This is a genomic window from Streptomyces apocyni, from assembly GCF_009739465.1.
Classification (GTDB): domain Bacteria; phylum Actinomycetota; class Actinomycetes; order Streptomycetales; family Streptomycetaceae; genus Streptomyces; species Streptomyces apocyni.
Window position 1 is genome coordinate 140,618 of record NZ_WHOM01000068.1, and the last position, 12,475, is coordinate 153,092.

At 69.2% G+C, this 12,475-nt stretch carries 9 protein-coding genes and 1 tRNA gene; 3 read left to right on the top strand and 7 right to left on the bottom strand.

What is annotated here, in order from left to right; genetic code table 11:
* Positions 1-34: 34 nt before the first annotated feature.
* A complete protein-coding gene (locus GCN81_RS24475; RefSeq protein ID WP_156726626.1) occupies positions 35-1,315 on the bottom strand; it encodes a peptidoglycan-binding protein in 1,281 nt (426 codons plus the stop codon).
* Positions 1,316-1,525: 210 nt separating this feature from the next.
* On the opposite strand from GCN81_RS24475, the gene GCN81_RS24480 reads away from it, so the two are divergent.
* From GCN81_RS24480 to glxA, 3 genes are all read left to right on the top strand, one after another.
* Positions 1,526-1,599, top strand: a tRNA-Lys gene (locus tag GCN81_RS24480).
* A gap of 361 nt (positions 1,600-1,960) precedes the next feature.
* Complete coding sequence (locus GCN81_RS24485; protein WP_156726627.1) at positions 1,961-3,955, top strand: glycosyltransferase family 2 protein; 1,995 nt, start codon at positions 1,961-1,963, stop codon at positions 3,953-3,955.
* Entirely contained in the window at positions 3,952-5,892 is a 1,941-nt protein-coding gene (gene glxA / locus GCN81_RS24490; protein ID WP_156726628.1) for a radical copper oxidase GlxA, read from the top strand. Before GCN81_RS24485 ends, glxA begins: the two co-directional genes overlap by 4 nt.
* 116 nt (positions 5,893-6,008) lie before the next feature.
* Here glxA and GCN81_RS24495 read toward each other — a convergent pair whose 3' ends face one another.
* The 6 genes from GCN81_RS24495 to GCN81_RS24520 form a co-directional block, all read right to left on the bottom strand.
* Entirely contained in the window at positions 6,009-7,061 is a 1,053-nt protein-coding gene (locus GCN81_RS24495) for a glycoside hydrolase family 6 protein (RefSeq protein ID WP_156726629.1), read from the bottom strand.
* Between the two features lie 393 nt (positions 7,062-7,454).
* Complete coding sequence (locus GCN81_RS24500; RefSeq protein ID WP_156726630.1) at positions 7,455-8,171, bottom strand: class F sortase; 717 nt, start codon at positions 8,169-8,171, stop codon at positions 7,455-7,457.
* 47 nt (positions 8,172-8,218) lie between these two features.
* Positions 8,219-8,800: a hypothetical protein gene (locus tag GCN81_RS24505; RefSeq protein WP_156726631.1), complete on the bottom strand. Its 582-nt coding sequence runs from the start codon at positions 8,798-8,800 to the stop codon at positions 8,219-8,221.
* Positions 8,801-8,998: 198 nt separating this feature from the next.
* A complete protein-coding gene (locus GCN81_RS24510) occupies positions 8,999-9,778 on the bottom strand; it encodes an HAD-IIA family hydrolase (protein ID WP_156726632.1) in 780 nt (259 codons plus the stop codon).
* Positions 9,779-9,894: 116 nt separating this feature from the next.
* Positions 9,895-11,475, bottom strand: coding sequence for an alkaline phosphatase family protein (locus GCN81_RS24515; RefSeq protein WP_156726633.1), 1,581 nt, complete (start codon positions 11,473-11,475; stop codon positions 9,895-9,897).
* A gap of 259 nt (positions 11,476-11,734) precedes the next feature.
* The gene (locus GCN81_RS24520) at positions 11,735-12,439 is read right to left on the bottom strand and encodes a phosphonatase-like hydrolase (RefSeq protein WP_267904602.1); all 705 of its coding nucleotides are present in this window, start codon (positions 12,437-12,439) and stop codon (positions 11,735-11,737) included.
* Positions 12,440-12,475 lie beyond the last annotated feature (36 nt).

The window sequence follows — 12,475 nt, forward strand, 5'->3', positions numbered from 1 at the left end:
ACCCGCACCCGCCGCCCGCCGTCGCGGCCCGCCGTCACGAGAAGAGCCGCCGCCAGGTCTCAGGCCCCGGATAGCCGTCAGCCGCGCCGCCGCGCCAGCCCTGGGCACGCTGGAAGGCCTCCACATTGCGCCGGTCGGCCTCGCCCCAGCGCGGCCCCGGCCCCAGCCGGTAGTGCTTGCCGAACCCCTTCTTGACCAGTTGCCTGCCGAGCTGTGTGACGTACGTGTTCGACTGTCCTGGCCGGAACAGCGCCCTGCCGGGAAAGGCCGGGGCCTTCGCCCCCGCGGCCGCCGGGATGTCCCGCCCCTCGCCGTTGACCAGCAGGCTCCAGGTCGTCGGGCCCGGCAGCCCGTCGGCGTCCCGCCCCGTCCAGCCCTGCGCCAGCTGGAACGCGCGGGTGGCCGCCCGGTCCGCCTCGGACCACACGGGACCGGGTCCGACCCGATAGAACCGGCCGCCGCCCCGCGCGACCAGCAGCTTGCCCAGTCGGGTCACGGCCTCGCCGCGAGCGCCGGGGCCGAAGGCCGACCTCCCCGGGAAGCGATCGGCCGTGCCCGGGTTCGGTCCCGGCGCCGGGGCCGCCAGCCCCTTGAAGCGGTACGCCCGATAGCTCTGCGAGTGAGTCCAGTAGGCGTAAGGAGTGACCTGTCGGCGGGTCTGCGGCCGGGCCTGCTCATAGGCGATGTAATGCGCCCGCGTGTAATCCGTCCAGCCGCCGAAAATCGTGACGTGCGAGCCCGCCACCGGGTCGGCCCGATTATGGAAGAGCAGAATGTCGCCGGGCTGGAGCTCGTCGCGCCCAATAGCCACGGCGTACTTGTCGAGCGTTCCTGTCCATTCATTGCGGCCGAGATTCCAGGCCATCGAGACAAAGCCCGAGCAGTCCTGCCGATAGCCGTCGCTCCAGTACTTCTCCAGGCTGTACGGCACCTTGGCCGTGACCCATTGCTTGGCCCGGTTGATGATCTCGGCCCGGGTGATCGTGGGCGTCTGGTCCGCTGCCGCTGGCTTGCCCGAAGCGCCGTGCAGCCCACCCTGGCCGCCCTGCGGGTGGGTGTCGGGGTCGTCCGCCAAGGGCCGCCCTGGCCTGCCCTGACCGTGCTCGGCGAGCGCCCCGGCGGGCACCGTATGCCCGGCACCGAGCACGGTGCCCGCCATCGCGGCCAGTACCAGCGCGCGGCGCGCGCCATGTGCCGCCGGATGCCCACCGAGTCGCTGCGGAATTCTCGCCGTGCGCCGCGACCAGACGCACCCCGCGCAGGCACATACGCCCGCCGGATCGAATTCCTCGAACACCGGAATACCTGCCGCCATGCGATTCCTCTCACACCCCAGGAAGAACTCTCCGCGAATCTGCACAGTCGTCAGTTTCTCAACTGTCCACGGGTATCGCATGTTGACGGTCCGAATGCTGTACGTGTCGGACCGCCGTACCCACGGCGCGACCGCCCCGGGGCCCCGAGCGCCCCCCGGCCTCCGTCCCGAGCACTCCTCGGCATCCGGTAGAGTTCTCCAGGTCAGCAGGCGCCGCTAGCTCAGTTGGTTAGAGCAGCTGACTCTTAATCAGCGGGTCCGGGGTTCGAGTCCCTGGCGGCGCACAGACAGGCAAGGCCCTCCGCACCGCGGGGGGCCTTGTCCGTGGTCAGCTCGTCTCACCCTTGCGATCATGATGTCGGTCGTAGAACCCTGACCAGGAGCCTTGGCTTCTATGAGGCTGACGGTACGAGGAACCAGCTGGGAATCTCGACCGGTTGCAAGTTGGTTAAGGGGTGGGGGCCCCGTTTCACGAACGGATGCTGAGACGGGCATCATGCAACCGGAAGGCCGACGTTCCATGTCCTAGGGGTAGGGCAGGGGGACAGAGACCTGCCACTGATGCGCCTGTGACAGTCGAGGGGGACCGTAGCGGGCGGAAGAACCAACGGACACGCGAGGGATCGCGTGTAGGGGGGATGACTCATGACGTCGACGCCGCCTAGCGCCCGGGACAACGACCCGTCGCAGACGACTCAGCTGCGGGTGCCGCAGAACCGGACAGGCGGCTTCAAGCGGATCAAGAAGACCCTGCCCCGGTACGACTACGAGCACTACAGCCGACTCGCGGGCCCCCTCACCCAGCCCGACCGCGACAAGCCGTACCAGGTCCAGTACCGCTCCCTGCTCTCCCAGGAGCCGCACCGCATCCGCGCCGCCCTGATGCTCTGCGCCGCGCCCCTGGTCTCCATAGTCCTGCTGGCCTGGTTGCTGCAGCCCAGCCACTGGACCGAGCGGGAGAACCCCGCGTACGACTTCCTGCCCGCGCTCGACATCGTGATGCTCGTCTCGATCGGCCTGATCGAGCTCTTCCGCTGTATGAACGTGGTGTCCAACGCGCACGCCACGCTGGTCGCCCGCGACCCGATCCCGGTGGTGCCCGAGACCGGCACCAGAGTCGCCTTCCTCACCTCCTTCGTGCCCGGCAAGGAGCCGCTGGAGATGGTGACCAAGACGCTGGAGGCCGCGGTCAAGATCCGCCACCGCGGCCTGATGCATGTCTGGCTCCTGGACGAGGGCGACGACCCCGCGGTCAAGGAGGTCTGCGCCCGGCTCGGCGTGCACCACTTCTCCCGCAAGGGCGTGGCGAAGTGGAACCAGCCCAAGGGCCCGCACCGCGCCAAGACCAAGCACGGCAACTACAACGCCTGGCTGGACGCGCACGGCGACGACTACGACTTCTTCGCCTCCGTCGACACCGACCACATCCCGCTGCCCAACTACCTGGAGCGGATGCTCGGCTTCTTCCGCGACCCGGACGTCGGCTTCGTCATCGGCCCCCAGGTCTACGGCAACTACGACAACTTCATCACCAAGGCCGCCGAGTCCCAGCAGTTCCTCTTCCACGCCCTGATCCAGCGCGCGGGCAACCGCTACGGCTCCCCGATGTTCGTCGGCACCTCCAACGCCGTCCGCATCAAGGCGCTCAAGCAGATCGGCGGCCTGTACGACTCGATCACCGAGGACATGGCCACGGGCTTCGAGATCCACCGCGCCAAGAACCCGGTGACGGGCAAGAAGTGGCGCTCGGTCTACACGCCCGACGTCCTCGCGGTCGGCGAGGGCCCGAACGCCTGGACGGACTTCTTCACCCAGCAGCTGCGCTGGTCCCGAGGGACGTACGAGACGATCCTCAAGCAGTACTGGAAGGGCTGGTACTCGCTGCCGCCCGGCAAGCTGTTCAACTACACGATGATGATCATCTTCTACCCGATGTCGGCCCTCAACTGGATCCTCGCGGCGCTGAGCTGCGTGCTGTTCCTGGGCCTGGGCGCCTCGGGTGTGAGCATCGACCCGACGATCTGGCTGATGCTCTACGGCAACGCCTCCGCACTCCAGATCGGCCTCTACATCTGGAACCGCCGCCACAACGTCTCCCCCCACGAGCCCGAGGGCTCCGGCGGTGTGGCCGGAATGATGATGTCCGCGATGTCCGCGCCGGTCTACGCGCGCTCCCTGATGGACGCCGTGCTGCGCCGCAAGAGCGGGTTCGTGGTCACCCCGAAGGGCGACTCGGCGAGCCCGGACACCCTCACCGGCACCTTCCGGATTCACCTGTTCTTCATCGCGGTCTTCGCGGGCTCGGCCATCGCCTCGTTCTTCTTCGGCAACGACCACCCCGCGATGATCACTTGGGCGTCCCTCGCCCTGCTGATCACGGCCGCGCCCATCATCATCTGGCGCTGGTTCGTACGGGAGGAGCTGAAGAAGCGCCGCGCGCAGCCACCGGCACAGAGCCACGGCGCTGGCCCTGGACCGGCCCCGGCTGAGCAGCAGCCCGACCCCGCCCCGTATCCGGGGAGCGCGCTGCCCGCACAGGACCCAGCGCCTGCTCCTGGCATGCACGCCCCGGAGCACAAGCCCAGCTGGGCCGCGAACGACCAGACCATGCAGATTTCCCTTGGGGGACGTAAGAAATGAAAGACGGTTCCAGCCGCCGCCGCGCCCGCCGCATCGCGATAGGCGCGGCGGTGGTCATAGCGCTGGCCGGGATGAACGGGCCCGCTCTGTGGCGCTTCGGCTCCGACCAGTACCACGCGTACAAGATCAACCGGCCGGAGTACAAAGCCGACAACGGCAAGTGGGAGGTCGTGGACATCCCGGAGCAGTACCGGCTGAACACGATCCACGCGGCCCTGCTGCACACCGGGAAGGTGCTGCTGGTCGCGGGCTCCGGCAACAACCAGAAGAACTTCGACGCGAAGAAGTTCGACACGGTGCTCTGGGACCCGGTCAAGAACACCTTCAAGAAGGTCGACACGCCCAACGACCTCTTCTGCACCGGCCACACCCAGCTGCCCGACGGCAAACTGCTGGTCGCGGGCGGCACCAAGCGGTACGAGACCCTTGAGGGCGATGTCACCAAGGCCGGCGGCCTGATGATCGTCCACAACGAGAACCCGGACAAGCCGATCACCCTGCCCGCGGGAACGAAGTTCACCGGCAAGAAGAACGGCAAGACGTTCGTCTCCCAGGACCCGATCGTCATCGAGCGCGCCGAGAAGCAGTTCGACAAGGAGACCGGCAAGTTCCTGGGCAACAAGCCGGGCGTCAAGCGCGTCTACGTCGAGGCCGCCAAGAGCGGCAAGAAGTACGAGACCGGCACCGAGGACAACTACCGGGTCGGCGACCTCAAGGGCGCCGACGCCAAGAACACCTACGGCATCGCCCAGAAGCTCGCCCTGGACAAGAAGGACTTCCAGGGCATCGACGACGCCTACGAGTTCGACCCGGTCGCCGAGAAGTACATCAAGGTCGACCCGATGAACGAGTCGCGCTGGTACCCGACGCTGACCACCCTCTCGGACGGCCGCATCCTTGCGCTGTCCGGCCTGGACGACATCGGCCAGATCGTCCCTGGCGACCGCAACGAGGCGTACGACCCGAAGACCAAGAAGTGGGAGTACGTCAAGCAGAAGCGCCAGTTCCCGACGTACCCGGCGGTCTTCCAGCTGCCCAGCGGCAAGCTCTTCTACTCCGGCGCCAACGCCGGGTACGGCCCCGCCGACGTCGGCCGTGACCCGGGCCTGTGGGACTTCAAGACCAACAAGTTCGAGAAGATCCCCGGTCTCGGCGACCCCAAGCTGATGGAGACCGCGGGCACGGTCATGCTGCCGCCCGCGCAGGACGAGCGGTTCATGGTGATCGGCGGCGGTGGCGTCGGCGAGTCGACGAAGTCCAGCAAGAAGACCCGGATCGTCGACCTCAAGGACGACAATCCGACGTTCACGGACGGCCCCGAGTTCGACAAGGGCACCCGCTACCCGCAGTCCTCCGTACTGCCCGACGACAGTGTGCTGATCACCGGCGGCTCCGAGGACTACCGCGGCCGCAGTGACTCGAACATCCTCCAGGCGCGGATGTACGACTCGGGGAGCAACACCCTGCGCCGGGTCGCCGACCCGCTGGTGGGCCGCAACTACCACTCGGGGTCGCTGCTGCTGCCGGACGGCCGCGTGGTGGTCTTCGGTTCGGACTCGCTCTTCCAGGACAAGGCGAACACCAAGCCCGGCAAGTTCGAGCAGCGCATCGAGATCTACACCCCGCCGTACAACTACCAGGGGTCCAAGCCGACGCTCAGCGGCGGCCCGGAGTCCATCAAGCGGGGCGAGACCGCCACCTTCAAGACCCAGCACTCGGCGTCCATCAGGAAGGCGCGGCTGATCCGGCCCAGCGCCACCACCCACGTCACGGACGTCGACCAGCGTTCCATCGAGCTGGAACTGGAGAAGAAGGACGGCAGCGTCACGGTCACGGTGCCGAAGAACAAGGATCTGGTGCAGCCCGGCCGGTACATGCTGTTCGTGGTGGACGAGCAGGGCGTGCCGAGCGAGGCGGTCTGGGTGGACATCCCCTGAGCCCTGTCGAGCGGTATACGTGAGTGAGGGCGCCCCCTGCGACAGGGGGCGCCCTCACTCACGTACGCGTGCGATCTACTGGCTGGCCTTCACTCGCTGGCCTTCACCTACTGGCTTCACTTACTGGCCTTGACGAGGTCCTTGGCGTACTCGGGCCACCACTCGCCCGCCTTGGGGCCGCCCTTGCACTCACCGTCGGACTCGCCCGGACGCTTGACCCACAGATAGGCGTCCACCAGCTCGTCACCGGTATTCGTGGTGGGGGTCTCGCCGAGCGCGCGCCCCGGCGGGTTGCACCAGCGCTCGCTGGGGTCGCCCTCGGTGTACGGGCCGTTGCCGTTGCGGCTGGTGTCGATGACGAACGGCTTGTTGCCGATCTTCACCGAGAGCTTCTTGCCGAACTCGATGCTCTCGGTGGTCGTGTAGAAGTTCGAGACGTTCACCGAGAAGCCGTCGGCCTCGGCGACGCCCGACCACGTCAGCGGCTCGTAGAGCGAGTCGGGCGAACCCCAGCCCGCGTTCCCCGCGTCCAGGTACACCTTGGTGTTCGCCAGCGACTTGAGCTTCTTGATCGCGCCCTTCAGGGCCTCGTAGCGCTCCTTGTGGTACTCGCCCGGGGTGCAGTCGTCCACCAGGTGCAGCACCGCGTCCGGCTCCAGGATGACCGTGGCGGGCCGGTCTCCGATGCCCTTCGCGATCTGGTCGATCCAGGCCGCGTACTCCTTGCCGTTGGCCGCGCCGCCGCCTGAGTACTGCCCGCAGTCGCGGTGCGGGATGTTGTAGAGCACCAACAGGGCGTCCCGGTCGGCCTTCTGCGCGGCCTCGGTGATCTCCCGGGTCTCCCTCTCGGCCTCGCCGTCGGTGCGAATCCAGTTACCCACCGGCTGCTCGGCGATCTTCTTGATCAGGGCGGCGTCCTCGTCCTTGCCGTCCCGCTGGTACTCGGCGAGGGCGCCCGCGGCCTTGCTGTCTGGATTGACCCAGTACGGGTCGTTGTCCTTCGGCTGCTGCTTGACGGGCGAGTTCGCCTTGCCCTTGTCCTTGCCGTCGCCCGACCCGTCGGAGGAGGTGCATCCGGTCAGGAGCAGCGCCGCCCCCACGGCACCTGCTCCCACCCTTACTCCCCAGCGTGCGGGCCTGCGCTTACGGCGGCTGTCACGGCCGTACATCCACTCCCCCTCGGGTGCACTGTCTGGGACCCAATCCTGGCATACGCGCCGCACCCGCCCCAGGTCCACCCATCCTCGGCCCCCCTCTGTACCCGACTTGCTACACCCACCCCTCAGACACGGCACGTCACCAGCCGCTGACCTGTCGTGATTTCCCCCCTAGGCCGGGAGCACGCTTCCGTTTTACAGTGAGGGTGAACGGCCCCAGCCCCTGGCCGGATTGACGTATGTGCGCACAGCGCCGCACGTCGGCTCATACACAGTTCACACAGGTCTCCCATGCCTCCCGCGCCGACTCCGGGCTACCTCCCGCGGCCTGAGCGCGCGCGGTGGAGGACCGGCCCGGTCGGCTGCCTTGGGGGGAGCGGGCCGTCGACCGGGCCAGGGCTCCTCTCAGCCCTGCTCACCCCTGGACGTGGCGGCGGCCTGGGCGGCCTGAGTGGTCTGACCGGTCTTGCCGGTCAGGTAGGCGGACACCACCACATTGGCGGTGTAGCTGCGGGTGGCCCGGTCGAAGGTGCCGCCGCAGGTGATCAGCCGGAGCTCGGCGCGGCCCTCCTCGCGCTGCCCGTAGGCCCGGCGGGCGTCAAAGCCGTCCCGCTGCAGCACCTCCACCTCCTCCACGGTGAACTCCGCGAGGGAGCCGTCGGCGCGGGTGACCCGGATCTGCTCGCCGGGCCGCAGCGTGCTCAGGTCGAAGAAGACGGCGGGCCTGGTCTGGGTGTCCACATGGCCGACCAGCAGCGCGGTACCCCGCGCACCGGGCCGCACGCCCTCGCCGTACCAGCCGACGGCGGCCGCCTGCGCGTACGGCGGCGGGTCGATGGCGCCGTCGGCGTCCAGGCCGCGCTTGACCACGGGGGCCCGTACGCCCATCGCGGGGATCTCCAGGCGCTGCGGCGGGGCCGCGGACAGCGGCTTGTGCGCGGGCGGCAGCCGTGCCTCGTGGGGCCGCCCGACCGCCGCGACGTCCCCGGTCGCCGTCCCCGCGTAACCACCCGGCAGGTCGGTGATCTCCCGCCCCCACAGCCACAGCCCGGCCAGCAGCATCGCCCAGGCCACACCGACCAGCAGCCTGCCCGAGCCCCGCCTGTTCTCCGCGTCGGCCATCGCTTCCGCCTCGCCCCTCGACCGTCGATCCTCGGACCGCTGCTCGGCTACTCGACGCCGCGTCGGCGCCGCACCAGACGGCCCGCCGCCGCGAGCCCGGCCGCGCCCGTCAGCAGGGCGCCGATGAGGGCGTACCGGGTAGCGGGGCTCTGGCCTTCGGCGGCCGCGGTGGCTTCCGTACCGCCTCTGCCCACGTCATCCGCGGCACCGCCGCCGCCCGCCTTTATCGGCGCGGTCGGCGACTCCTTGGCCGGGGCGGGGCTGCTTGGACGGGTCTTGACGACCTCGAACTCGCCTCTGACCGTGCGGCCCTTGCCCGCCTGGCCGCCCTTGTCGGCGCAGTCCACCACGATCTCGTACGCGCCCGGGGTCACCGTCGACCGGACCATCGCCTCCCCGGACAGGGGGAAACCGGGCCCGTCCTGGCCCACCAGATCGGCGTCGGCCACGAACGCCTCGGACTTCGCGACCCCCGTCGTCCCGTCGCACCCCGCCGCCAGCAGCTTGATCTCGCTGCCCGGCGTCGCCTTCGCGGGCGCGACCTTGACGCTCCCGGGGTCATCGGCGGCAAGCGCGCCACCCGCCGACCCCAGGCCCACACCCCCAGCAATGACAGCGGTACACAGCATGACCATGAGACGGTGACGTCCAGTAGGGCGCACAGGGAACATAGGGCGCATAACGAACCTCCAGATACTCCGAAGGCTGCCGCTCCCTCCCGGACACCGCACGCGCTACGGGCCATGACTAGACCGTCCGGGTGTACGGACCGCCACGGACCGCCACGGACCGCCACGGATCGACGGACCGCTACCTGGCGCGCAGGGTCAGATGCGTTCGACCAGGTCGGCGATCGAGTCCACGACCCGGGACGGCCGGAACGGGTACTTGTCGACCTCCTCGGGCCTGGTCAGCCCGGTCAGGACCAGATAGGTCTTCATCCCGGCCTCAAGACCGGCCAGCACATCGGTGTCCATCCGGTCACCGATCATCGCGCTGGTCTCGGAGTGCGCCCCGATCGCGTTCAGTCCGGTCCGCATCATCAGCGGGTTGGGCTTGCCCGCGAAATACGGCTCCTTGCCGCTCGCCTTGGTGATCAGCGCGGCCACCGAGCCGGTGGCGGGCAGCGGGCCCTCCAGGCTGGGTCCTGTCTCGTCGGGGTTGGTGCAGATGAACCGGGCACCGTTCTTGATCAGCCGGACCGCCTTGGTCATGGCCTCGAAGCTGTAGGTCCGGGTCTCGCCGAGTACCACGTAATCCGGCTCGGCGTCGGTCAGTACGTAGCCGATGTCGTGCAGCGCCGTCGTCAGACCCGCCTCACCGATGACGTACGCGGTGCCGCCCGGACGCTGGTCATCGAGGAACTTCGCGGTGGCCAGGGCCGAGGTCCAGATGTTCTCGACGGGCACGTCGAGCCCCATCCGCTTCAGCCGTGCGTGCAGGTCACGGGCGGTGTAGATGGAGTTGTTGGTCAGTACGAGAAAGGGCTTGCCGGACTCGCGCAGCCGCTTGAGGAAGGCGTCGGCGCCAGGGATCGGAACGCCCTCGTGGATGAGGACCCCGTCCATGTCCGTGAGCCAGGATTCGATCGGCTTGCGCTCTCCCACTGGACTGTTCTCCGCTCTGCGTGGCCGAACTTCGACGCTGTCACCCTAACCGGGCGATGCGGCGAACGGACCCGCCGTTCACCGCACATCTCACCAGGTGATCTGGGGCCCGGGCCTCAGCGGAGCCAGACGTTGTCCACGGTCCAGTACCAGTTGTTGTCGCCGCTGTAGCGGAAGCTGACCTGGACGTCCGTGGCGCCGCTGGTGTTGAGCGGGATCTCCTGCCACCGCGCGACGGTGTCGGTCGTGTAGGACTTCACCACAGTCGGCGTACCGCCGTCGTACGAGACGAGGACCTCAGCGCGCTGGCCGGGCTCGTGGCGCAGGTGGGTGCGGAAGCGGAGGCTGCGGGTGGAATCGCCCGCCACGTTCCACTTGGGGCTGATCAAGGTCGAGTCGAAGGTGCCGGTGTGCGGCTTGTCGTCCCATTCGTCGGAGTCGGCGACGGCGAAGACATCGCGCTGCCGGACGTTCAGTTCACGCCACTGGTCACGCTGGGACGGAGACCAGAACTCATCGGTGGCGAAGGTCCAGCCGCGCCACTCGGCGACGCCGCCGCTGCCCATCCGGGAGTTGTCGACGGTCCAGCCCGTGGGCGGGGTGTGCGTGAAGCCCTTCACCCCGGCCGGGATGTGAGTCTCGTCGACGCGGCCCTGGAGGTTCGGCCGCAGGGTGTCGAAGGCGTCGTGGTCCCTGTCGTCCAGCGGCTGCCCGTCCAGGCCCGCCGTGGGGACGCCGACGTGCCGCAGGGCAGTGGCGGCGACATCTACGAGGCGGACGTCGTGGCGTACGGAACCGGCCGGGATTCCCGCGCCCTTGGCGATGACGAAGGTGCCGCGCTCCTGGGCGTGGGAGCCGCCGTGGCCGCCGGAGTCGGTGTGGCCGTGGTCGGTGGTGACCAGGATCTTCCAGTTCTCCTGGGAGTACGTGGGCCGCGCGGTGACGCCGTCGAGTACCTGGCCGACGAGCTTGTCCACGGTGGCGATCGTGTCCAGGTAACGCTGGCTCGCGGCCCCGTAGTTGTGGCCCGCGATGTCCACCTCGCCGAGGTACACGAAGGCGGCGTCCGGGTCACCGTTCTTCAGTTCGGTGGCGGCCGCCGCCGCGATCTTCGGGTCCTCTACGTCGTAGCCGTTGGCGTCGCCCTTGAGGCTGAGCCGCTTGTCGATCTTCGAGCCGAAGATCGGGCCGCCCTTGTCCGACGAGGTGATCGGCTCCCAGTCGGCGGCCGCGTAGGTGTTGAGCGACGGCTTGGCGTTCTCGATGCGGGTGAGGAAGTCGGGGTAGGCGCCGAACCGCTTGCCGGAGAAGGAGTTGTCCGTCACGCCGTGCTGGTCGGGCCAGACGCCGGTGGCGACCGTGGACCAGCCGGGACCGGATGAGGTGGCGGCCATGGGCCGCGCGTACAGCAGGGATTCGGCGGTCAGGCCCTCGGCCATCAGCTTCCGCAGGCGGGGCGCGTCGGCCTGCTTGGACCGGTCGAGGTTGACCCCGTCGAGGCCGATGACCAGCACCTTGTCGGTACGGGCTGTGGGGGCGGCGGCCGGGGCGGCGGCCGGGGCGGCGGTCGGTGCGGCGGTCGGTGCGGCGGTCGGTGCGGCGGTGGCTCCGCCCGCGGTGAGCTGGACCGTGCCTGCGAACAGGACGGCCGCGGTGGCGGTCAGGGCCAGGGTGCGGCCGCGTCTGAGCTGGGGCATGGACTCGTACTCCTCCGTGGTGGGGGTGAGAGGGACGGGCCGGTCCGCACGGGAGCGGGAGCGGAGGCGGGAGCGGAAGCGGACCGCGTTGGCGAACTCCTGTTTGGACCAGACCCGTTACCTTGGCGCCGCGGGCCGACGCTGTCCAGATCCTCGGCGGCGTCGATGGCGACGGGGTTACCGCTCAGCTGCCGGTCGCCGACCTCCAGGCGTCGATGTACGTGTCGCGTGCCGCGATGTACGTGTCGTATGCCGCTGGTCATCGGCTGAAACCGGCGAGCAGCGCGGGCAGTTCGGCTACCGAGTCGAGTACGTGGGTGGCCCCGCCCGCCCTCAGGTGCCGCTCGTCGTGCGCGCCCGTCCGCACTCCGGCGACGATCCCGGCCCCGGCGCGGCAGCCGGAGCGCATGTCGTAGACCGTGTCACCGGCGACGGCGATCTCCCGTACGCCATCGGCGGCCCCGGTGCGCAGCAGCGCGGCCAGCACCATGTCCGGGTAGGGCCGTCCGCGCCCGCCCGCGTCGGCCGGGCACAGGGTGAGTGTCACCAGGTCGCGCCAGCCGAGGGCGCCGAGGATCGCGTCCTGGGTGACGCGGGCGAAGCCGGTGGTGAGGACGACGGTGCGGCCCGCGTCCTGGAGTTGCTCGATCGCCTCGCGGGCGCCGGGAATCGGAGCGACCCTGCCACCGTCGACGAGGTCGCCGTACGCGGCCTCGAAGACGGTGTTGGCGCGCTGGGCGAGCGTCTCGTCGCCGAAGAGGTGCCGGAAGACGGAGATCTTGGACTCGCCCATGGTGGCGCGTACGTAGTCCAGCTTCTCGGCGTGGTCCGGGGAGCCCGGGGTGATGCCGAGCCGCTCGGCGGCGCGCGAGAAGGCCTGCTCGACGAGGCCGCCGTCGGCGACGGTGGTGCCTGCCATGTCGAGCACGACGAGCTTGATGTCGGTCTTGCTGTAGGTCTTGATGTCGATGTTGATGGCGGTGCGCTGGGGTTCCTCGGT

Excerpts from the sequence above, each read along its gene's own strand:
- GCN81_RS24515 (WP_156726633.1), bottom strand. The coding sequence starts at position 11,475 with ATGCCCCAGCTCAGACGCGGCCGCACCCTGGCCCTGACCGCCACCGCG.
- GCN81_RS24500 (WP_156726630.1), bottom strand. The coding sequence starts at position 8,171 with ATGGCCGACGCGGAGAACAGGCGGGGCTCGGGCAGGCTGCTGGTCGGT.
- GCN81_RS24485 (WP_156726627.1), top strand. The coding sequence starts at position 1,961 with ATGACGTCGACGCCGCCTAGCGCCCGGGACAACGACCCGTCGCAGACG.
- GCN81_RS24475 (WP_156726626.1), bottom strand. The coding sequence starts at position 1,315 with ATGGCGGCAGGTATTCCGGTGTTCGAGGAATTCGATCCGGCGGGCGTA.
- glxA (WP_156726628.1), top strand. The coding sequence starts at position 3,952 with ATGAAAGACGGTTCCAGCCGCCGCCGCGCCCGCCGCATCGCGATAGGC.
- GCN81_RS24495 (WP_156726629.1), bottom strand. The coding sequence starts at position 7,061 with ATGTACGGCCGTGACAGCCGCCGTAAGCGCAGGCCCGCACGCTGGGGA.
- GCN81_RS24505 (WP_156726631.1), bottom strand. The coding sequence starts at position 8,800 with ATGCTGTGTACCGCTGTCATTGCTGGGGGTGTGGGCCTGGGGTCGGCG.